The sequence below is a fragment of the Arenibacter sp. F20364 genome, from assembly GCF_023015905.1.
Lineage (GTDB): Bacteria > Bacteroidota > Bacteroidia > Flavobacteriales > Flavobacteriaceae > Arenibacter.
Window position 1 is genome coordinate 13,660 of sequence record NZ_JALKBD010000023.1, and the last position, 22,742, is coordinate 36,401.

Genomic DNA, 22,742 nt, shown 5'->3' on the forward strand with positions numbered 1-22,742 from the left:
ATGTTTTGTTGTGGTTAGTAAATAATTACTCGATCACTCTTTATTACCGGAAAATGTTAGCGCATTTTCCGGTTTTTTTTACGAGTTTAGAGTGTCGAAGATTCAAGTCGAAAGTCTATGTCATAGTTTATTTTATTTAAGGGTTCTACTTCTATTTAATAATTACCTGATTATTTAAGATGCTATAGTCTATTGCATGGATGTCATTAAAATAACTGAGCACCTCCTCTATTGAAACCTCATTGAAACTTGCGTTAAAAATTTCCTGGCCCAAAACAATATTGGTATTTTCTATCTCAATATTATAGTGGCGCTCCAATTTTGTCAAGATCTGATCAAAAGTCAAATTCCTAAAAACCAAATGGCCCTGCATCCAAGAAGTGTAAAGATCAGTATTGACTTCTTTCACGGTTATGCCCTTGGAGCCCCGATTACACGATCCTTTCTGACCTGGAGACAAGCTAACAATGTCTTCCTCCACTTCATTGTTATTTTCCAAACTCACCGCCCCTTCTACCAATACAACATCAATTTTCTTATCCTCTTGATAGGCGGACACATTGAATTCCGTTCCCAAAACCTTTACATCCAGCTCATCAATATTTACAATAAATGGGTTGGATCCATTCTTGGCAACATCAAAATAGGCTTCCCCGGAAAGAAATACCTGTCTTGGCCCTTCCTTTAAAAAATTTACGGGATACCTTAAAGAACTGCCGGCATTTAGGTGAACCAAAGTACCATCTGACAGTTGCAGTTGAAACTTTTTCCCATTGGGAATTTTTAAAGTATTAAAAACCAATTCCTCCTTTTCGGCTTCCTGGGAATAACTGATCTGGTTTTGTTTTTGGGTCCCTACAATATTCCCTTCGGAATCCCTGACCTCAATCTGCGCGTTAACATCAATGGTTTGAACGGTTCCATTATCCAATTCCAAGGTAATAGGTTCGTCATGAGGTCTCAAAGAGCAATGTTCTTGCTCGGTCACCATAAATTGTTGATAGACTAATCCCAAACCAAAAAGACATACAATAGCAGCAGCAATCTTTAGCCATTTTGGAAAAAGCTTCTTAACCGGTTTTTCATTAAAACCGATTTGATTTGCCACTTTGTCATAGGCCTCATCAAGGTTATTCTCCAAGGTAGCCAAGTTTAGATCGTGATAGTCGCGGATATATGATTCTAGAACAACTTGGTTGGCAGGATCTTTCAACCAATTACGAAGTTCAATGATCTCCAATTCCGTAATAGTACCAAGAAGTAGTTTAGTTATATTTTTTTTCATTATCTTTTTGCCCGATTATCTTCCATTTTATGTTTGTTTTGACCTCCCCCTTCATTACACATAACATAATTAATACATCAAAAAAATATAAAACCCTTAAAAAGAATTGAAAAAAAATTTGATATTCGTACTAATTTTTAAAAAACCAACCAAACCAATACCTAGCTCAAATGAATGAAATAGAGGCAGTAGCGGCCATGAAGAAGGGCGACCGGAGAGCTTTCAAGTATCTTTTTAATATGTTTTATGACCGACTAGTGGCGTATATTACCACCTATACCCACGACAAAATACAGTCGGAAGATATTGTACAACATGCCTTTATTCGTTTTTGGGAAGAAAAATCCAAATTGGACGAAATCAAATCGCCCAAAGTCTATCTCTATGCCATTGCCTACAACAGATATATCGACACCATCAAGAGGGCCAAAAAACAAGAAAAACTATTAAGTCAAATTTGGGAACGTGCGCTTTTGGATCGAATAGAAGAAGACTCGGAGGCTTTGGAAAATCGTATCCAGAAAATGAAACAGATCATTGATGCCTTACCTCCCAAATGCAAGGAAATTATAATACTAAATAAGATACAAGGGGTAAAGTATAAGGATATTGCAGAGCAAATGGGTATTTCCGTTAAAACTGTGGAATCCCAAATGCGAATAGCTTTTACCAAAATACGAGAGGCTTTTAAAGAAGACTATGCGCTTTGGTTTTTACTTATAAAGTAGTTTAATTTTGTAAGCAATCTACTGACCCTTACTGCAATTCCAGAAAACTACCTCGGGGCAGGCCTGTTTGCCGATAAAGGCAGGCCCGCAAAGCATTGAACGGAACCTTATTTAGATTTCGACACCCGCCTGCGGTAGGCAGGTTAAAACCTCGATTATCGAGTAAAATCCCTTCCTCAAATAGCAAAAAAAGCGCAGTAAACACTGCGCCTTTTCAAATAAATAAAACTCAATTAATGAAAAATCTTATAAATCTATTCCCACCCAAAAACTTGTTCCAAACTTGGGTTTAATGTCATTTCCGTTGCAGGGATAGGCCTGTAGTAATCCTTTGGTTCCGTAAAGGTTCCCCTTTCCGGGTTTGCCACTATGTTACCACTGGTACCATTGGTGAGGTACACATCAACGTCATCCCCAAAATTGCCCACTCTGTAATAGATCAAGGTAACTCCCAGACTATTTACTTCCCTATTATCGGGCTCTGGAACCACTTCGGAAGCAGCTATCAAAATAATGTCTTCAACACCATCACCCGTAAGGTCATATTTACCAAGCCCTGGAAAGTAAGGTCCAACAGGCTCCTTTTCCATAAGCTTTCCGGCATTCCAGCGGTTTAGGTCGTCCAATCTTCTGCCTTCCTGGGCCAGCTCAACCCTTCTTTCTCGTCTAATTTCCAACAGAACAGGACTATTAACATCAGGGTAACTCTCGGCCAAAACTGGATCCGCTGTGATTCCCATAGTTAAATTTGGAAGTCCCGCCCTATTTCTTAATTCGTTCACCGTGATATCCAAAATGCTTTGTGACATAGTACCCAATTCCGCCTGGGCTTCCGCATAGGTCAATAATACCTCGGCATAGCGAAATAATGGAACATCCACCCCATTTACATAGTCTATATCCAAGCTATTTATAAACCCCTTTATCAGATGGTATCCGGTAAAGTTTTTGTTTAGCTGCTGCACATAATTTCTTACACCGGCCGAATAATTGGATACATTGATAAGTTCCCAACCTGGAAAGGAAAAAGTCTGGCTTAACCTGGGATCCCTGTTTTGGAATTCCTCCACAAAGGTCTTGGTTTCATAATCGGGCTGACTACTGTAGTAGGAACCATCTGCCATTAAATAACTTTCTACCAAGTCCTTGGCTGGAGACATTTCATAGTTACCAAAAACCGTAACGCTAAAACCATTATTCTTAACATTGGCTATAGATATATTGGAGAAGACTATTTCGTCGTTTGTAGTAAGGTCCTCACTAATAAACAGATCGTAATAATCCGTGTTGGGATTACCGGTATTATGAATGGCAAAAACCCCGCCATCTATTATCTGCTTTGAATAACTGGAAGCCAATTGTAAGTACGCATCCGCAGACCCTTGCAGATTTAACTCGTCATGATGTTTTCTAAAAGTGCCTTCATACAATGCACTTCTACCGGCATAAGCCAATACAACCCATTTGTTTACTGCACCTGATGGCTGGTCTTCCAACACATTGTCTACGGCAAATTGATAATCCTCGAAAATCTTGTCCAAAACAAATTCCCTTGAATCACTTGGTTTATATAAATCTTCAGAGTCGGTACTCAAAACCTCATCGTACCAAGGAACATTGGAATATCGTTTTATTTTTGCCATATAAAATTGAGCCCTAAAAAAACGGGCAACCCCATTGTAATGATTTCTGATCTCCTCCGAAACCACGGCATTGTCAGAATTCTCCAAGAATAAATTGATGTCCCTCAAAGTTTGCCAATTCCAACCAGAAGTAATGGTGGATGAGTTGGCACTGGTGGTCATCATCGTCTTAATTTCCCTGTTTCCTGTTGTTGCTGCATTATCCGTTGCCTCGTCATCATAGTAAAGGCCATATCCCGGAAAATTATACAGGCCATTGACATAAATAGCCAAATCCTCTTCCGTATTAAAAAAATTATCAACTGCTATTTCGGTTTCGGGCAGGCGCTCCAGAAAATCATCATTACAGGAGGACAGTATCCCCAGCCCTATAGCTACACTAAATATTATTATATTTTTCATAATCGATTCTTTAGGTCGTTATTTTTAATTAAAAGTTGACATTGATTCCAAAAGAGTACTTTCTTTGGTAAGGGTACTGATAACCACTGGTCTCACCTCTTCCGGCACTATATGCAGGGTTTATTCTGGAATTTATATCCGAAACAGCCTCAGGATCAAAGAAGTCCGCAATTTCAGACCATTCAAAGAGGTTATCCCCACTGAAGTAAAGACGCAGAGAGGTAACACCTATCTTATCGGTATATTTTGAAGGAATAGTGTATCCAAAAGTGATGTTCTTCAACCTTAGATAAGATCCATCCAACAGATAGGCAGTTTGTGGGATAGACAAACCTTGGGTCTGGTCTATCCTTTCCCCCAGGTTTCTATCTGCCAACCATGCTTGATATACAGGGTATTTGGAATCGGTATTGGCACTGGCCAAACCTGCATCGATATAAGATTGCGAATGGTTGCCATTGTCATCCGTAGGCCTGTAAAAATCCTGCAAATGGGTATAACCTCCGGAATACGGTTGTTGATAAAAGCCCCAATAAAGGTAATCCCTAGGGTAGTAATCCCTTTTGCCCACGCCTTGGAGAAATACCCCCAGATCAAAATTGTTCCAGTTAAAATCCAAATTCAATCCAAAACGCAACCTGGGAAGCATATTTCCAATAACCTTTAAATCTTTTGGTTCATCTACCGTCAATCCCTTTTCTATACTTTGATTCCCATCAAGATCCACATACTTAGGCCATCCCTCAACAATATCCAAAGCTCCCCAGGGAATAATGCTCGTTTGGTCCAAGGCATCTATCTCCGCTTGGGAGGTAAAAAGTCCATCGGAGGTAAGTCCCCAGATCTCCCCTATTTCCATTCCCTCATAATATTGCAAAAGACTATTGTTGGGGTTATCAAACTTCGTGATGGTAGATTTGCTATCACTTAAATTAAATCGGGCACTAAAATTCAGAGGCTTGTTAGGGTTGCCAAATCTCTCCCTAAAGGTTAGCGACAATTCCCACCCCTTTGTTCTAAGATCACCTGCGTTTTCATTGGGCTCACTGGCCCCCAAAACCCCAGGTAAATCCTTTCCTTGGGTAAGCATGCCCTTGGTATCCCTTATAAAATAGTCCATAGTAGCATTGAACTTATTATTGAAAAGGCCCAAATCCACCCCAATATTTTTGGAAACCACTTCTTCCCAGGTATAATTGGAGGATACTATAGCAGGGGAACCAATTTGAAGTGGTAGTTCCCCATCAATAATATAATTGCCCAAACTGGAACTCATGGAAGGAATATAATCGAACGGTCCAACGTCCTGGTTCCCCAAAGAACCGTACGAGGCCCGTAATTTTAACAGGTTTACAGTTGGATATAGACTTTCCATAAAGTTTTCCTTGCTGATATTCCAGGCTCCGGAAACGGATGGAAAAAAGCCGTAACGTTTATCTTCCGGAAACTTGGATGAACCATCATAACGCCCGTTAAGTTCTACAATATAGCGGTCCTTATAGATGTAGTTGGCCCTGTAGAACAATCCTCGGAGCGACCATGACCTAATGTATTGATTACCAAAGAGTGTTCCGGTGGCCAATTGTAAGGTGGGCAAGGAAGAGGATATGACCCCTTCCCTCATTAGGTCCACATAGTCATACCTATATTCCTCTTGGTTGTACCCACCAAGAAGGGTAAGTGCGTGATCCCCAAAGGTATCCTTATAAGTTGCAAAAGCATTAAAAACCTGATATTGTTCGTCCCCTAGGTCTTTCCAAACCTCATTGACCCCAACTTCCCGTACATCATCCGGGCCGTAACCAATATTGTATTTGGCATAGTATGCTTCATAATTTTCATTTTCTTTCTGAAAGGTGTATTCCGCATTTACCTTTAAAACATCCTTTAGGATCCACGCCTGCGCATTAAAAGTAGTTTGAAAGGTATTTATTCTCTCCACTTCGTCACCTCCCTCGGTCAACTGCGCGCCCATACTCCCCACTCCAGTATTGGCCCAGCTTCCATCAGGGTTTTTGTCCCAGTCAGTGGGGGCAAAGTTATAAAGGGTCTGCATATTGAAATAGGAAGGATTTTTACGTTTGGAAACCAGGTAGGAGGTATTGTTGCCCAAACTAAGCCAATCGGTAAGATTAGCATTTATTTTACTTTTGATTCCCGTTCTGGTAAAATAATCCTCGGCAATTTTTAAAGAGCCGTTGTGCTTATTACTGGAAGCCGAGATATAATAATTTACCTTTTCTGATCCCCCAGTAAAACTCAGGTTATGATTCTGTGAGTAGGTGTTGTTGCCCAAGAAATAATTCTCCCAATTCTTGTTCCCCATATATTCCCAAAGTCCAGGATTGTTGATGCTCTCCCTGACCCCGACGGTTCCAGTGGGATTATCACTTCGTTCACGGGCCCAGATCAATCTTTCATCAGAGGTTCCAATACCTGTCCATGGCGTATTGTCCTCCGCCAATTTTTGAAGTGCCAAATATATATACGGATCCGATGTCTTGTTGGGCACCACTGTTGGCGTACCCACCGTAACATAGGTATTGTATCTAATGCTCATCTTATCACTACCCCCAGTTTTGGTGGTGATGAGTAACACACCAAATGCGGCCCTAGCTCCGTAGATGGCTGCTGAAGAAGCATCCTTTAAAACAGATATGCTCTCAATATCTTCCGGGGCAATGAGGTTCAATAGGGATACGTCCGAAGGCACCCCATCTATGATAATAAGTGGATCACCTCCATTGATAGAGGTAAAGCCCCTAATATTCACAATGGGATCGGCCCCTGGCGCACCACTGTTAAAGTCTATATTCAATCCCGGGGAGACACCCTGAAGACCTTGGGTAACATTACTTATGGGCCTGGTATCAAGATCTTCGGTGGAAACGTTGCTTACAGCTCCGGAGAGATTTACTTTCTTCTCGGTGCCAAAGCCTACTACCACTACTTCGTCCAGACCTTGTACATCATCTTGAAGTACCACATTGATGGTACTGGAAGACCCTACAGGCAATGTCTTCGATAAAAAGCCTAGATAGGAAAATGTAAGTTCCTGACCTTCTTCCGCTTCTATGACAAAATTACCATCAAAATCGGTTGAAGCCCCTTTTAAGGTTCCCTTTATGATGACCGATACGCCCGCCAGAGGTATATCTGCCTGGTCAGTGACCTTCCCAGTAATTTCCCGCTGGGCGTACCCTAGGGAAACAACGGACAAAAACAGCATTAAAAATAAATTGTGTTTCATTCTCGTTAAGTTTTGATTGTTAAAATATTGGTGGTTCTAATTTTCTGTCACCCAAGTATTCAGGGTGGTATTAGGGGTTTCCAGTATCAGTTTGCAGAAACCCTTGGGAATTTTTCTTAAAGGAATCTTCAATTGCCCCTTTTCTATGGATACGGTCTTGATAAATTCATAACTGTCTTTCCCTCCGGATTTAATATGGTTGTCAGGACTCATATATAGCTTGCCTTTGGCTTTAGAGTGGCTTTTCCATGTTAGCAGGAGACTGCCTTTCTCTTTCTTGGCCCTTAGATCTGTAACATCAACTGGTTTTATCATGGATACACCGTCCCATTCCCTTCTGACCTCAATAGGGACATTAATGCCCAAAAAGTCGGTCATGGTAGGCAGGATATCAACTACTGCAGGGGTTTCTTTTTTAAAATAGTCATTGGTGTTTTTTGCATTGGTCACGATCCAAGTACTCCTTTCGCGATCACTTTGCCCACCGTGATGCTTACCGTTTTCGGCCGACCTGCCATGATCTGTGGTCACGACCAGCAACCACTCTTCCTGATGCGATTTTTCCCGTTTTTTTACCGCTTTCCAAATCTTGCCTACCAGCATATCCTCAAAATGTACTGCTGCGTTGAATCTATCGCTATCACCAAATCCATGGCCCATATCATCGGAGAATTCAAGATATACCCACGAAACGTCCGGAGCTTTTTCCAGAATGGTCTGTGCCGCATGGTCCGCCACGGAATAGTCTATAAGTTTCATAAAGTTCCGATGTTTGTCATGTGGGAAGTTTATTGTGTCGTATTCCAAGCCATCAAAGGCATAATCTACCTTTATAGACCTGGTCTCCGGCAAGCCATCCCCCACCAATTTTGTCCTATTGTCCAGCCATGAAGAAAAAACCCCTACGGTTCCATTGGGGTTATAATCTTTAAAGAGCCTGAAAATTGTTGGGTAATTGTAGTTGGGGGCTTTGATGGAGTTGCCCCACACATTGTGCTTATTGGCCCAAGTACCAGTAAGAAGGCTGTTATAACCCACTGCAGAAATGGTAGGGGTTTCGGAATAAGTATCTTTCCCTCCACCTACATAGGCATTGGTATAGGACCCTATGGTTCCAATACTGTCCAAATAGGGAGTCTTGGCCGTTTTTAATTGATCGGCAGAAATACCATCCACAATAATGAACACCACCTTTTTAGCGGTAGAATCCAATACAACCGACTGGGCAATTGCTGCAATATGAAACAAGAAGGAAACGATAAAAAAGGTGTAGATCTTTTTCATAAATAGTTAGATGGTTTAACTGGTTATTTATACACAGGCCAAAGAAATGTAAATTGAACAAGCGTTCAATTAACTAATTCTTAAATCTATGTTATCAAAATGTAAAATAAGTTGAATATATGTTCAATTTATTTTAAATACAAGAAAATGTTAAAAAAAAGAAGTATTATAGCCGAAGATTTAGGGAGAGCACCCCTTTCCCGTTCAAAAGAACAAAGTATTAATATGGGTAGAAAAAAACTGGGACCAACCAGAAGATTGGAAATAATTAAATCGTTTTACGAAGTAGCAAAACAGACCGGTCTGGAAAACGCCTCTATAGCGAAGGTGGCAGACTTCATGAACATCAGTAATGGTTTGGTGATGCATTATTTTAACACCAAGTATGAATTGCTGATAGGTCTTAACGAATATATTTTAGAGCAACACTTAAATGTCATGACCACTAACAGTAATGGCGTTATAGAAACCCGCGCAGATCTGGAGAACTTGATAAGGAGCCTGTTTTCCAGAAAATGGAACCAGTATTTTGATGATAGTGTTTTTTACAGTTGCTATGCCCTAATTTATAGGAACGAAGACTTTAATAACAGTTTTAAACAGTATTTACTGAAACTTCACCTAGTACTGAAGGAAAACTTCAATCAGGCCAAGGCCAATAAGGTCATCAGCAATACCAATATTGATGAGCTGACAAAAATAATATATGCCCTTATAGATGGTGCCTACTACTATTTGGGAGTGTTTGATCAAAACGATGAAATACACCAAAGGCAGCAGCAGATCTATATTGATCATTGTCTAAGTCTTTTTAAATACCCTGATTGATGACTATCTTCTCTGAAACTTTAGGTTGGGTGGGTTCCCTTCTTTTAATGGTCCTATTATAAACTAATCATTAAAAAATAGGGTTCCGATGATCTTTAATACCTCTGGTTTAATATGGCAGCTTGTGCAGTGTTCAATATCAACAGGGCATATTATCCTGCTTGGACCCTAATTTTTATAAATTTCGCCTAGGGTGTTATTGCCTTCATTGGCTTGGCCAAGTCCTTAAGGCAATAGGCTTTAAGTAAACTACCTTGGGGCAAGCCCGTCTGCCGACAAAGGCAGGCCCGCCCGAACTGGGACGGGCAAGTTTTATCTCGATTATCGAGTAACAATCTAAATTTTGAGCCAACCCATTCTAAGTGCTATCATACCAGCTTTACTACTTTAAAAAAAGCTGCCCAAACTTCATCAATAAGATTTGGCAAAGGGTTTACAGGTAGAATTTCCCAAAAAGCCAATCGATAATGTGAAGGCTTTTTGTATTTTGGAGCGATGAATTTTAAGTTTACTTTGCCCCTCTTTTTTATCCTTGTCTACAGCTGTTGCCTGGCAGGTTTTTCCAATGAAAATGCATCTACGTCCAAGAGTAACTCCTATTCCCATTCCGTACTACGGTCTACAGATTCCTTGGCCCTGCTTAAAAAGAAGATTGGTGATTTTGCCAAAAAGAAAGACTACCAAAATGCTATTCTACTTTCCAAAAAATTACTCAAAACCGCAGAAACGCTATCCGATAGTAGCTACATTACCAATGCCCATTGGCGACAGGCTTATTACTTTAAGAACATGGATCAATTGGATTCCGCCTACTTCTATTTTGATAAATCCTACGCCATAAATTTAAAATTAAAGGATAGCATTGGTGCCGGGGACCGACTTATGGACATGGCAAATATCCAAAAAAGCCTGGGGGATTACAACGGCGGCATGATAACGGCCACCGAAGGTTTAAAATATCTGGAAGGCACCGAAGAAATAGAATCGATCAGCGGACTGTACCAGACCATTTCGGTATGTCAGAAAGAATTGGGCCATTATACCGATGCCCTGCGGTGGAGCAACAAAATTTTTACCCTCCTAAAAACACGGCCCAACTCCGATGTCTCCGAGGCCAATCTGTACGTACTAAAAATTACCAGGGCAAATATTCTGGCTTTATTGGGCAAATTCCCCAAAAGCTTTGGCATTTTGGATAGTATTGCCCAAAACACCAAGGATAACGACCCAATTCAATATGCCAGGGCCATATGCAATATAGGGCATTACAAATGGATGCAAAACCCGGACAATCCAGAAAGCGAAGTCCTACTTTTAAACTCCCTTCAAATACGGCAGGAACACAATACTATACCTGGCTTAATTTCCAGCACCGTTCATTTGGCGGAGTATTATTTTGAGAACCACAAACCCAAAGCCCTAGCATATGCTCAGAGTGCCCTGGACCATTCCATAACGCTGAATAATTCGGTGGCTATTTTGGAGTCCTTGGATCTTATATTGCCCCTTAAAAAAGCCTTGGGCCAAGATGTCTCCGAAGAGGCTATTCTTTATTCCCAAGCGCAAAATAAGCTCGAAAAAACCAAGCAGGCCGTACGGGCCATATACGCCGCCACAAAATATGACAACGATACTTTGGAGAAAGAGAACCTTACCCTATTGGCACAAGTCGCCATAAAGGAGAAGCAGAATATACTGGCCTTTTCTGCCACAGCTATTTTAGTGATTTCCATTGTTTTTGTGGTCTTTTATAAAAATCAGCAGAAAAAAAAGGAACGGTTGGAGATGGCCTACAAGACCGAGCTACGCCTGTCCAAAAAATTACACGACGAACTGGGCAATGATATTTTTTATCTCATGACCCAGGTTCAAAAAGAAAATTCGGAAATAGCTGCTGCAACTGACTTCCAAATTTTGGAAGGTTTGGACAGTATCTACAAAAGAGTACGGGATATTTCCAAAGAATATACGGCTATCCATACAGGGGAGCACTTTGGCAAGGAATTTTTTGCCCTGCTGAATTCCTATAGCTCCAACAAAACCAAACTGATAACCAAAGAATTGTCCCCCGATTTTTGGAATGACATATCTCCTCAGGCCAAAATTGAAGTCTATAGGGTAGTACAGGAATTATTGGTAAACATGAAGAAACATAGTAATGCATCCATGGTAGCCATTAGCTGCTCCAAGAGTCACAAAAAAGTTACCATAAAGTACGTAGACAATGGGGTAGGATTTTCCCTAAAAGAGAATAACATGGGCAACGGACTTAAGAATGTGGAAAACCGCATGAAGGGTATAAAAGGAAGTATTAATTTCGATGCAACACCAAACGAAGGCGTTACCGCCACCATAACGTTTGCTATTTAAAAAGACATATGCAATTTGAAAAAATATTTGTTGCTGAAGACATAGACAGTAATAATCTGGGGGTCATTACCATGCTTCAGGCTGCGGGATATACCCATATTGGACATTCGCAGTATTGTGACGAAGCTCTTTTAAAGGTTAAGAAGGCCCTACTGGATGGCCAACCCTATGACCTTTTGATAACCGACCTTTCCTTTGATAATCCCAGGACCAAAAAATCGCTTCAAAATGGCCAAGAGCTTATCACAGCCGTCAAGGAAATCTCGCCGGCAATAAAAATACTTGTGTTTTCGGTGGAAGACGACCAAAGCACCATAAAATCACTTTTTGAGGATCACAAAATTGATGGTTATGTCTGTAAGGGATTGAACGGACTTAAGGAACTTCAGAACAGTATTGAGTCCATTGCCAATAACAATACCTACACCTGCCCTATTGCTACAGAGGCCTTACAACAAAAAAACACCTTGGCCTTAAACGAATATGATCAAAAACTACTCACTCTATTGGCCATAGGATATAAACAGAATGAAATTAGCATATTGCTCAAGGAAGACGGCATTTCCCCAAATAGTATCCGATCGGTCGAGGCCAATATCAGTAAATTAAAGGATTACTTTGATGCCGCAAATACAACCCACCTGGTTTATATCGCTTCCAATATGGGGCTTATTTAAATTCGCGGGACAGGCCTACTTTGGGGCAGGATCTATTTTTTCTTGTCCCCTATTGTTGAAATGGAACTATCTGTTCAACAATACGAATAATAGGCTCCTTCCCTTTTCCAAGGGAAGGTGGATCATACGCTATCAGCGGATGAGACGGAAGGGATTGACGGCCCGAGCCTCAGTGAAAACTAATAAATCCTATCCAACTACACCGAATCGCCCAGATACGCACAGTCTCTTGACTTCTTAGCCCGCATAATACTCCCTTCTGGTACAAACCTGCCCCGTGCAGACAGGCTACACGCTCCTACCCCTTCCGTCTTCTCCTCTGTAGAAGCCACCTTCCCCTAGCTAAGGGAAGGATTTCATTTTGTGTGAACCTCATTTTGAATTCATATTTCAAGCTATCAAATTCCATCTCAATGGGCAGCCCAACACTTTTATAAGGCAATTTAATACAAAGTGCTATCTTTATTTTTTTTAAAGTGACTATTGAAAATTTAGCATGGCAATACCTATGAAATACAATATTCTTTGGACCCTCTTAATATTGATCTGTCTTCCCTCCTATGCACAGGATAAGGATGAAACCAAAAAAGACAAATGGGATGTGACCAAGCCTGCACTAGCATACAAAAGTGTCCCCATCACCACAGACGAAGGGTCTTGGATGAGTCTGGATGTAAGTCCGGACGGTAATCAAATTGTTTTTGATATGCTGGGCGATATATACACCATGCCCATCACAGGCGGGACTGCTACCCTGATACGTGGCGGGCATGCTTTTGAGGTACAGCCAAGATATAGCCCCGATGGACAGTATATTAGCTTCACCAGTGACGCAGGTGGAGGGGATAATATATGGATCATGAATATCGATGGCAGTGAGGCCAAACAAATTACCAAGGAAGATTTTAGACTGGTAAACAATGCCGTATGGTCCGTGGATGGCAACTATATTTTTTGCAGGAAACACTTTACTTCCTCTCGTTCCTTAGGTGCGGGAGAAATTTGGATGTACCACAGATCTGGAGGCAAGGGCATTCAGCTTACCAAAAAGAAAAATGACCAGCAGGATGTTGGAGAACCTTGGGCCTCCCCAGATGGCAAATATGTATACTATAGCGAAGATGTTTATCCAGGTGGCTCCTTTCAATACAATAAGGACCCCAATAGTCAGATCTATGCCATTAGTCGCTATAACCTGGAAGATGGTGAAATTGAAAGGATAACAGCTGGTCCCGGAGGAGCCATACGCCCCGTAATTTCACACAAAGGAAATATTATGGCCTTTGTAAAACGCGTAAGGGAAAAAACCGTGCTCTACCTACACGACCTAAAAACCGGAAAGGAATGGCCTATTTACGATAAACTAAGCAAAGACCAGCAGGAGGCCTGGGCCATATTTGGTCCCTATACCGGATTCAATTTTACTCCTGACGATAAATTCATTATTATTTGGGCAGAAGGAAAAATCAAAAAAATTGATATTGATTCGTTAAATGTAACCGACATTCCCTTTGAAGCCACGGCAGAACACAAGATAGTGAACGCTCTCAAATTTAAGAACAATGCAGCCCCGGATACCTTTACCGCAAAGGCAATACGCCAGGCGGTAACCTCTCCGGACGGCAAAATTTTAATTTTCAATGCAGCCGGGTATTTATGGAAAAAATCGCTCCCCAATGGTACCCCGGCCCGACTCACTTCAGGAACCGATCTTGAATTTGAACCCTCATTTTCCAAGGACGGTAAATATCTGGTATATGTGACCTGGAACGATGAAAATATGGGAACTATCCAACGGCTGGATTTAACTTCCTCCAAAAACAAACCAGTACCACTAACCACTGAAAAGGCCATTTATAGGGAACCCACATTTTCTCCCAAGGACATCAACCTAATTCTCTACAGGGAAGAGGAAGGCAATAGCCATCAAGGTTTTGTACACACAAAAGAACCAGGGATCTATTTGATGGAGGTGAATTATTCTAAAAAATCGGGCTTCCAATCCAATAAGAAATTGGTGGTAAAAGAAGGAGAGTATCCTACTTTTAATAAGGATGCCAGTAGGATCTACTACCAAACAGGGGGATATCTTTTTGGGTCATTGACCAAAACCCTGAAGTCGGTAAACCTCGCAGGCAAGGAGCCCAGGGATTTGGTAAAATCCAAATATGCCCAACGGATTATTCCGAGCCCGGACGATAATTGGATAGCCTTTACCAATTTATACAAAGTCTATATTGCGGCGCTGCCGATGACCGGAAACACCATTGAATTGGACGGTAAAGCCACCAATGTTCCGGTAGCACAGGTAGCAAAGGATGCCGGAATAAACCTACATTGGTCCGCCGATAGCAAAAAACTCAATTGGACCTTGGGCGAAGGCTATTTTAGTAGTGCCATTAACCAAAGATTTCTCTTTTTGGAAGGCGCTCCGGACTCCATCCCAAAAATGGATACCCTAGGTATAAAAATTAACCTCAGCCTGAAGTCGGACAAACCAAAGGGTTCCACTGCCTTTACCGGAGCTAGGATCATTACCATGAAAGGAGATGAAGTGTTGGAAAATGCTACTATTCTTATTACCGACAACAAAATTACCGGCATTGGTTCCAAGGATGACCTTAATATTCCTGCCGATACCAAAATTATTGATGCCAGCGGCAAGACCATTATGCCAGGAATAATTGACGTTCACGCCCATCTAGGTCATTTTAGATTCGGCCTCAGTCCCCAAAAGCATTGGCAATATTATACCAATCTGGCTTATGGGGTCACTTCAACGCATGATCCATCCGCTAATACCGAAATGGTATTCTCGCAATCGGAAATGGTACGTGCCGGGAACATGGTAGGACCTAGAATTTTTTCAACTGGGATAATCCTTTATGGCGCTGACGGGGATTTTAAGGCCACGGTAAACAATATGGAAGACGCCCGTTCGGCCATTAATAGGACCAAGGCATTTGGCGCTTTTTCCGTAAAGAGTTACAACCAACCAAGACGCGACCAAAGACAGCAAATTATCAAAGCTTCCCATGAACAACAAATAGAAGTAGTGCCGGAAGGAGGATCTACCTTTTTCCACAACCTCTCCATGATCTTGGACGGACATACAGGAATTGAGCACAATATCCCCGTTGCCAATTTACACAAGGACGTGGTGCAACTTTGGGCCGCCAGCCAAACAGGTTACACCCCTACCCTGATCGTTAATTATGGTGGGTTGAACGGCGAATACTTTTGGTACCAGACCACCAATGTTTGGGAAGACGAAAAACTCCTAAAATATACCCCCCGTGGCATCATAGACGCCAGATCCAGGCACCGTACCATGGCCCCCATGAAGGAATATGAAAACGGCCATATTCTGGTATCCAAAAGTGGCAAGAAATTGGCGGACGCTGGCGTCAAGGTTAATTTGGGCGCCCATGGCCAGATACAGGGGCTTGGAGCACATTGGGAACTTTGGATGTTGGCACAAGGGGGCATGACCAATATGGAAGCCTTAAAAGCAGCTACCATAAACGGGGCCAATTACCTAGGAATGGACGATCAGATCGGTGCCTTAAAAGAAGGAATGTTGGCAGATTTAATTGTTTTGGACAAAAATCCTTTGGAGGATATTCAAAATTCCAACTCCGTCAGATATACCATGGTCAACGGAAGATTGTACGATACGGAAACCATGGATGAGATTGGGAATCATGAGAAGCCCAGAAGTGCCTTTTATTGGGAAATGAACGACTATGCCCCCGGGTTCGACTGGCATGGGGAATCCCATACGGGATGTTCCTGTGAGGTTGGGCATTAACAAAATATCAAGACCTATCGTCCCAAGTGCTAGTCCTTGGGGAGGCTGAAACTTTACCATGTGTACAAATAAGCAGGAACTACCAACATTAAAAAAAACAAGCCACAAATTAACTGCCCGTGTAGTTGCCGTTGTGCGGCACACTGCGTATTTTGTGGTGGCCTTTTTTCCAATTAATAACAATTCATTTAAAGATTGATGAAAGTACTAAAACCATTCTTCCTTGTACTATGCGTACTAACGCTATTTTCCTGCAATACTTCCGAAACCGAGAAGGTTCTTGATCCCTCTCTGGCACTATGGTACAATAGACCGGCTACGGATTGGACCGAAGCCCTTCCGCTAGGAAACGGCCGTTTGGGCGCTATGGTGTATGGAGGTGTTGATAAAGAAATTATACAGTTTAATGAAGAATCCCTTTGGACCGGACAACCCCATGACTATGCGCATGAGGGAGCGCATGAAGTATTGGACGAGCTAAGAAAATTACTTTGGGAGGGCCAACAGGAAGAGGCCCACCAACTGGGCAATGAGCGTTTTATGTCCCAACCCTTTGGTCAGTTCTGCTATCAACCCTTTGGCAATATATTGCTGGAATTTCCAGACCACAAAGAGGTAGCCAATTACAAAAGGCAACTGGATTTGGAAAATGCCATTTCAACAGTGAATTATGAAGTGCAAGGGGTGAAATTTAAAAGGGAGCTTTTTGCTTCCGAACCAGATCAGGCCCTGGTAACACATTTAGAGACCTCCAAAGAGGGCGAATTGAACTTTTACATCGGTTTGGATTCTCCCCATTCCAAGTATGAGGTTTCAGTGGAGGGCAACGAGATTATTCTAAAAGGGAAGGCCAACAACTACCCAAAAGAATTGGATTACCAAAACAAACCCTATCCAGAAAGCAAACTCACTTTTGAGGCGCGCCTTAAAATAGTACACGATGGAGGGGAATTGATGAAGGAGAATAATAGGATCAAAGTTGCAAATGCCACAACTGCTACCTTGTACCTAGTGGCGGCGACCAGCTTTATCAACTATCAGGACATCAGTGGAATTCCCTCCCAGCTATGTGAAAAATACCTAGAGAACCTAAATGGCAAATCCTATGAAAGAATAAAAGAAAGTCATATTCAGGATTTTGGGGAATTGTTTAACAGGGTGGCGCTCGATTTGGGAGAATCGGAAATTTCAAATAGACCTACTGACGAAAGATTGATTTCCTTTCAACAGGATGAAGATCCAAATTTGGTTTCACTGCTTTATCAATATGGACGATACCTGCTTATTTCATCATCACGTGCCGGCACTCAACCCGCTAATTTACAGGGTATTTGGAACGACAAACTGTCCCCCCCGTGGGATAGTAAATACACCATCAACATCAATACGGAAATGAATTATTGGCTGGCCGAAATGACGAACCTTTCAGAATTGACAGAACCATTGACCCAGATGTTGGAGGACCTATCCGTAACAGGCCGTAACATTGCCAAGGAACACTATGATCTAGAAGGCTGGGTGGTGCATCACAACACCGATCTCTGGAGAGGTGCCGCACCGATCAATAACGCAAATCACGGTATTTGGCCTACTGGCGGGGCCTGGTTAAGTCAGCATTTGTGGTGGCATTATCAATATACCAATGACATTGAATATTTAAGAAACAAAGCCTATCCCATTCTAAAAGAAGCATCAAGATTTTTTGTAGGCTACTTGGTACCCGACCCCAATAATCCGGAATGGTTGGTCAGCGGTCCCACCAATAGCCCTGAGAATGGAGGCTTGGCCATGGCAACGACCATGGATCATCAGATTATAAGAAATCTTTTTGCCAACACCATTGAAGCTGCTGAAATACTTGGCCTTGATGCCGATTTTATTAAAATAGTAGAAGAAAAACGCGCTAAGATCGCACCAAATCTAATTGGCCAACACGGACAATTGCAAGAGTGGCTCATTGATCAAGACGATCCCACCAACAAGCACAGACACGTTTCCCATTTATGGGGGCTGCATCCCGGAACCGAGATTCACCCCTTGACAACGCCTGACTTGGCCGAGGCTAGCAAGGTAACCCTTTCCCATCGGGGCGATGGTGGTACTGGTTGGTCCAGGGCCTGGAAAATTAATTTCTGGGCAAGACTTTTGGATGGCGACCATTCATTTTTATTACTAAAAAATTTAATGGTCCCTTCCATAGAACAGGGCGTAGATATGAAAGACAAGGGTGGTTTGTATCTTAATCTGTTCGATTCCCATCCACCGTTCCAAATAGATGGAAATTTTGGGGCCACCTCCGGGATTACCGAGATGTTGCTACAATCGCATCTGAGGGATGAAAACGGCCATTATTTTCAAGATATCCTGCCTGCACTTCCCTCGGCACTTTCAACAGGAAAGATTTCGGGAATAAAGGGTAGGGGCGCTTTTGAAATAGCCTTGGAATGGCAAAACGGGGCATTGGTTTCTTTGGAAGTCAAATCCCTAGAAGGACAGCATCTAAACATAAGGTACAACGGACATGTAATTTCGAAGGAAACCGCAGAAGGTCAAATATTATCCTTTAGCCCTGCCGATTTTAAATAGAAAGTCAGGCCCTAGAAATAATTGAATCATTTTCTTAAGGAGTTTTGATTGGTTATTGGGTACTCTATAAAAATTTAAGCGCTGGGCGACTGATAGCAACCTTCGTGGAACTCCGTATTGCTATTTACACCCCATTTGCCTAACATTAGGCTGTGGGCCTGCCAAAAGACAGAAATACCGAATAATCGAAAATAGCCTATCTTAATTACTAATCCCTAGAGCAAAATCGTTTCCGGATTTCCTTTGCCCCCTTGCATAAAACAGGATCATTTTTAATGTCTTATACCTTCAGAAATACTAAAAGAAAAACAACTGATTCACCCTCAAAGTACTTTCCGTATTGGGCTGTCCTACTACTTTAAAGTATTTCGCGGATGACTCCGGAAACTTAATAGAAATTTCATTGAGTTTATCAGGATTAGCCACCTTGGCCAGGTTCAACTTTTTTAATAAAGTCCAATTTTCCTTATTATTGGAAGACCAAACCTCAACGTACATCACCGATGATTTCTTTGCGCCGTTACGATTGCCACAACTAAGCACCACTTCCTTGATTTTGGGATTTGAAGTGCTAAAATCAGCAATGGCTATAAGCGGTTTGCTATTGAAGGATGCATAAAATTTTGAATAATAATAGGTATTGGCGTCATATTTGGCATCGTCGTTCAATATTCTTGCTGCCTCCCCGGTGTAAGAACTTAAAATTCCGGGATGCACCACTTCCAGTCCGTCGGGAACAAGGCCCTTATCATAAAAAACAAACGTGGAAACTTCACTTGGCAACCAATTGTCTTTGTAAGCTATTGCCTTTACTGTTTTAGATCTTTCTCCCTGCAAATCCATAGTAATTCCAGATTCATAAATTTCGGATTTTTCATTGGGTTCGGTTTCATCCAAGGTATATCAAATACTTACTCCATTCATTTTATGCCCCAAGGAAATACGGTCTCCGGAATTAATTATATTCCTCTCTCCTATTAAGGTAGGTGGTGTCAGGTTCATTTTTTCTTCCGGGTCCGGAATATACCCCTCATTTATGGTTGCGCTTGGCAATTCCTTAGCCAATTGCGAAATATCGGCGTCTGTCATTTGGGTATTCCAAACGAACAATTCCTTCAAACTTTTAATCTCCTTTAAATACTTTAAACCGGCTATATCCACCGAGGTGCCTGCCAAAGAAAGGGTTTGTAGTTTGGGGTTGGCCACAAGGGAGGCCAAAGCCTCATTGGTTACCTCTGTAAAATTCAATACTAAATGCTCTAAATTTTTAAGCTCCCCTACAAATTTTAAGCTATTGTCATCCAGAGGCAAATTGGCTAAATTTAGGTATATCACTTGCTCCTTTATTTTAGCCAAATCGGTTAAAAATTCAGCCTGGTAACTACTTCTGCCATAAATGGCTACTTCAATAGCCGGCGAAGTGGGGGATTTTTGAACTACCGTCCTATAGGGGTTATTTAGATCATCAATAAGTTTGGTGTCCACAAAATCGAACGTATATGCTTCTTTCCCACTATCCCCTTTGAGCCATTTTTCAGTTACCAGTTGCTTCAAACTGTCTTCCATGTTCAATTGGGCGTACGAAATTTCAGTATCCGCGCCATGGCCAATCCAGCTTTCTATCAGCTCAATTTCCCGACCGGTCAATTGCACCTTACCATCTGGCGGCATATGCTCTTCATCTTCCAAGGGCAATGCTACACGTTGCAGCAACAAACTTTCTTCAGGATTGTGCGCCAACCAAACCTCACCGTTCTCTCCGCCCCTAGTTATGGCTTCAACATTTGTCAAGTCCAACTCCCCCTTGCTTTTCTGTGGATTGTGGCAACTGCTGCATTTTCTTTCTAAAATAGGTGCAACATAGGCGGTATAAATTGGCGTATTTTCATCAATTTTTTTAACGGCTGCAAGGGTTATAGGTTCCATTAAAAAATGACTTCCATGTGTTAGCCCGGCCCCAAAATGTCCTCCGAAAACTACCCCCACAAAGCTGGTGTACAACAAGATTTGGAACACTTTTTTGTGTAGATAGGTCAAAACCATTGCATAGACCGTAAAACTGATCCCTATTCCAATCCATTTATGTAAGGTCATGAGTTCGGACTCATACCCTTCCAGCGAGAGCAAAAGGCCCATTATGGTTGCCAGTACCGTTGTAAAGGAGGTTAGAAGTAATAGAAAATAGTTGATCTTTTCAAAGGAAGTGGGATCTATTTGTTTTCTAAACAGGTTTAGCAGTACCATAAGCGCAATAAAGGCTACGGGAAAATGTAACAGCAACGGATGCATTCTGCCTAGCGGCTGTAACCAAAAAGGAATTTCCAAATAACTTTCAAAAACCACTAAGAAGGCCAGAAAAATATGCAGAAAGAACAGTGTGTTCAAAAAAAAGGGAACGGATTTTTTCATGTTTTTATGCCAAAATATCATTTACTACATGGCCATGTACATCGGTCAAACGAAACCTTCTGCCCAAGTGTTTATAGGTCAACTTCTCATGGTCTAAGCCCATTAAATGCATAATGGTGGCATGCAAATCATGAATGTGTACCGGGTTTTCGGTAATATTATATCCCAATTCGTCGGTTTTACCATAGGAGATGCCAGATTTTACACCGCCTCCGGCTACAAAAATACTGAAGCACCGGGGATGATGGTCCCGACCGTAATTATCCTTGGTCAATTTTCCTTGGCAGTAGTTTGTCCTCCCGAATTCCCCACTCCAAATAACCAAGGTTTCGTCTAACAATCCCCTTTGTTTTAAATCGGTAATCAATGCTGCAGAAGCCATATCGACATCTTTGGCCTGACCTTGCATTTCCCCTACCAAATTGGAATGCTGGTCCCAACCTTGGTGGTACAATTGTACAAAACGTACGCCAGACTCCGACAACTTTCTAGCCAATAAACAATTGGCGGCATAGGTGCCCGGTACCATACAATCCGGGCCATACATTTTTTTGATATGGTCCGGTTCTTTAGAAACGTCGGTGATTTCAGGTACCGCGGTCTGCATTCGAAAAGCCATTTCATACTGTTTTATCTTTGCCGGAATTTCAGGGTCTCCAAACTCATCATACCCCAGTTGGTTCAAGGAAGCCAAATTATCCAACATGGTACGGCGTGTTTTTCTATCCATCCCATCAGGATTGTTTAAATACAAAATTGGATCCTCACTGGCACTTAATTGAACTCCTTGATGGGAACTGTCCAAAAAGCCGTTCGACCACAGTTTAGAATAAACACCTTGTCCGTTGCCCTTGCCTTTTGACAGCAATACGCAATAGGCAGGTAAGTTTTTATTTTCACTACCAAGGCCGTAGCTGAACCAAGACCCTATACTGGGGCGGTTGCCCACCTGTGCACCCGTTTGCATAAATGTTAGGGCTGGATCGTGATTAATGGCATCGGTATGCATACTTTTTATGACGCAGATATCATCGGTAATCTTGGCTATGTTCGGAAACAGATCACTTACCCAGGTTCCTGAATTGCCATATTGCTTAAATCCAAACTTTGAGCCTACCAAGGGAAATGATTCCTGCCCAGCCGTCATACCTGTCAACTTTTGATCTCCTCTTACAGAAGGAGGCAGGTCTTGCCCGAACATATCGTTCAACTTAGGCTTATAGTCAAAACTTTCCAATTGGGAAGGAGCGCCATTCTGAACCAAGAGGATAATCCGCTTTGCCTTGGCGGCAAAATGTTTTAAACCCAAGGGCAATTGTTCTTCGACGGCTTGTTTACCGGACAACAAATCTGGCATTAACAATGACCCCAAAGCCACACCCCCAAAGCCCAGTGCCATTTTACCTAAAAAATGCCTACGGTTAGTGTTTAGATGGTGTTCAAAAATTTCCTTTTCCATTAGTATTATT

At 41.9% G+C, this 22,742-nt stretch carries 13 protein-coding genes; 6 read left to right on the forward strand and 7 right to left on the reverse strand.

The genetic code is table 11. The features are described from left to right. Window positions 1-151: 151 nt before the first annotated feature. A complete protein-coding gene (locus tag MWU84_RS17065) occupies window positions 152-1,285 on the reverse strand; it encodes a FecR family protein (protein ID WP_246903988.1) in 1,134 nt (377 codons plus the stop codon). 170 nt (window positions 1,286-1,455) lie between these two features. Between MWU84_RS17065 and MWU84_RS17070 the strand changes: the two genes are divergently transcribed. Then, a complete protein-coding gene (locus tag MWU84_RS17070; RefSeq protein WP_246903990.1) occupies window positions 1,456-2,013 on the forward strand; it encodes an RNA polymerase sigma-70 factor in 558 nt (185 codons plus the stop codon). Between the two features lie 254 nt (window positions 2,014-2,267). On the opposite strand, the gene MWU84_RS17075 is transcribed toward MWU84_RS17070, so the two are convergent. The 3 genes from MWU84_RS17075 to MWU84_RS17085 are packed head-to-tail and all read right to left on the reverse strand — an operon-like array spanning window position 2,268 to window position 8,592. Continuing rightward, a complete protein-coding gene (locus MWU84_RS17075; RefSeq protein ID WP_246903992.1) occupies window positions 2,268-4,058 on the reverse strand; it encodes a RagB/SusD family nutrient uptake outer membrane protein in 1,791 nt (596 codons plus the stop codon). A 28-nt stretch (window positions 4,059-4,086) separates the two neighbouring features. Continuing rightward, the gene (locus MWU84_RS17080) at window positions 4,087-7,308 is read right to left on the reverse strand and encodes a TonB-dependent receptor (RefSeq protein ID WP_246903994.1); all 3,222 of its coding nucleotides are present in this window, start codon (window positions 7,306-7,308) and stop codon (window positions 4,087-4,089) included. Window positions 7,309-7,344: 36 nt separating this feature from the next. After that, complete coding sequence (locus tag MWU84_RS17085; protein ID WP_246903997.1) at window positions 7,345-8,592, reverse strand: alkaline phosphatase family protein; 1,248 nt, start codon at window positions 8,590-8,592, stop codon at window positions 7,345-7,347. Between the two features lie 147 nt (window positions 8,593-8,739). Here MWU84_RS17085 and MWU84_RS17090 point away from each other — a divergent pair, with 147 nt between their 5' ends. The 5 genes from MWU84_RS17090 to MWU84_RS17110 all read left to right on the forward strand — a co-directional run bounded on the left by MWU84_RS17090 (window position 8,740) and on the right by MWU84_RS17110 (window position 18,864). Beyond that, complete coding sequence (locus MWU84_RS17090) at window positions 8,740-9,420, forward strand: TetR family transcriptional regulator (RefSeq protein ID WP_246903999.1); 681 nt, start codon at window positions 8,740-8,742, stop codon at window positions 9,418-9,420. Between the two features lie 495 nt (window positions 9,421-9,915). Next, complete coding sequence (locus MWU84_RS17095; protein ID WP_246904001.1) at window positions 9,916-11,790, forward strand: hypothetical protein; 1,875 nt, start codon at window positions 9,916-9,918, stop codon at window positions 11,788-11,790. An 8-nt stretch (window positions 11,791-11,798) separates the two neighbouring features. Beyond that, window positions 11,799-12,467, forward strand: coding sequence for a response regulator (locus MWU84_RS17100; RefSeq protein WP_246904003.1), 669 nt, complete (start codon window positions 11,799-11,801; stop codon window positions 12,465-12,467). Window positions 12,468-12,975: 508 nt separating this feature from the next. After that, window positions 12,976-16,278 (forward strand): amidohydrolase family protein, encoded by a 3,303-nt coding sequence (locus tag MWU84_RS17105; RefSeq protein ID WP_246904005.1) that lies wholly within the window; start codon window positions 12,976-12,978, stop codon window positions 16,276-16,278. 198 nt (window positions 16,279-16,476) lie between these two features. Beyond that, a complete protein-coding gene (locus MWU84_RS17110) occupies window positions 16,477-18,864 on the forward strand; it encodes a glycoside hydrolase N-terminal domain-containing protein (RefSeq protein ID WP_246904007.1) in 2,388 nt (795 codons plus the stop codon). 297 nt (window positions 18,865-19,161) lie between these two features. Here MWU84_RS17110 and MWU84_RS17115 read toward each other — a convergent pair whose 3' ends face one another. From MWU84_RS17115 to MWU84_RS17125, 3 genes are read right to left on the reverse strand one after another with little or no spacing between them, the layout of a single operon-like run. Beyond that, window positions 19,162-19,761: an FN3 associated domain-containing protein gene (locus MWU84_RS17115; protein WP_246904009.1), complete on the reverse strand. Its 600-nt coding sequence runs from the start codon at window positions 19,759-19,761 to the stop codon at window positions 19,162-19,164. 6 nt (window positions 19,762-19,767) lie between these two features. Next, window positions 19,768-21,273 carry a c-type cytochrome domain-containing protein gene (locus MWU84_RS17120; protein ID WP_246904011.1) on the reverse strand — a complete coding sequence of 502 codons (1,506 nt, stop codon included), beginning with the start codon at window positions 21,271-21,273 and terminating at the stop codon, window positions 19,768-19,770. A gap of 4 nt (window positions 21,274-21,277) precedes the next feature. Continuing rightward, window positions 21,278-22,732, reverse strand: a complete 1,455-nt coding sequence (locus MWU84_RS17125; protein WP_246904013.1) for a DUF1501 domain-containing protein — start codon at window positions 22,730-22,732, stop codon at window positions 21,278-21,280. Window positions 22,733-22,742: the final 10 nt, after the last annotated feature.

What these genes read in the sequence shown, in the direction of transcription:
- MWU84_RS17065 (WP_246903988.1), bottom strand. Translation starts at nt 1,285, where the DNA reads ATGAAAAAAAATATAACTAAACTACTTCTTGGTACTATTACGGAATTG.
- MWU84_RS17070 (WP_246903990.1), top strand. Translation starts at nt 1,456, where the DNA reads ATGAATGAAATAGAGGCAGTAGCGGCCATGAAGAAGGGCGACCGGAGA.
- MWU84_RS17075 (WP_246903992.1), bottom strand. Translation starts at nt 4,058, where the DNA reads ATGAAAAATATAATAATATTTAGTGTAGCTATAGGGCTGGGGATACTG.
- MWU84_RS17080 (WP_246903994.1), bottom strand. Translation starts at nt 7,308, where the DNA reads ATGAAACACAATTTATTTTTAATGCTGTTTTTGTCCGTTGTTTCCCTA.
- MWU84_RS17085 (WP_246903997.1), bottom strand. Translation starts at nt 8,592, where the DNA reads ATGAAAAAGATCTACACCTTTTTTATCGTTTCCTTCTTGTTTCATATT.
- MWU84_RS17090 (WP_246903999.1), top strand. Translation starts at nt 8,740, where the DNA reads ATGTTAAAAAAAAGAAGTATTATAGCCGAAGATTTAGGGAGAGCACCC.
- MWU84_RS17095 (WP_246904001.1), top strand. Translation starts at nt 9,916, where the DNA reads ATGAATTTTAAGTTTACTTTGCCCCTCTTTTTTATCCTTGTCTACAGC.
- MWU84_RS17100 (WP_246904003.1), top strand. Translation starts at nt 11,799, where the DNA reads ATGCAATTTGAAAAAATATTTGTTGCTGAAGACATAGACAGTAATAAT.
- MWU84_RS17105 (WP_246904005.1), top strand. Translation starts at nt 12,976, where the DNA reads ATGAAATACAATATTCTTTGGACCCTCTTAATATTGATCTGTCTTCCC.
- MWU84_RS17110 (WP_246904007.1), top strand. Translation starts at nt 16,477, where the DNA reads ATGAAAGTACTAAAACCATTCTTCCTTGTACTATGCGTACTAACGCTA.
- MWU84_RS17120 (WP_246904011.1), bottom strand. Translation starts at nt 21,273, where the DNA reads ATGAAAAAATCCGTTCCCTTTTTTTTGAACACACTGTTCTTTCTGCAT.
- MWU84_RS17125 (WP_246904013.1), bottom strand. Translation starts at nt 22,732, where the DNA reads ATGGAAAAGGAAATTTTTGAACACCATCTAAACACTAACCGTAGGCAT.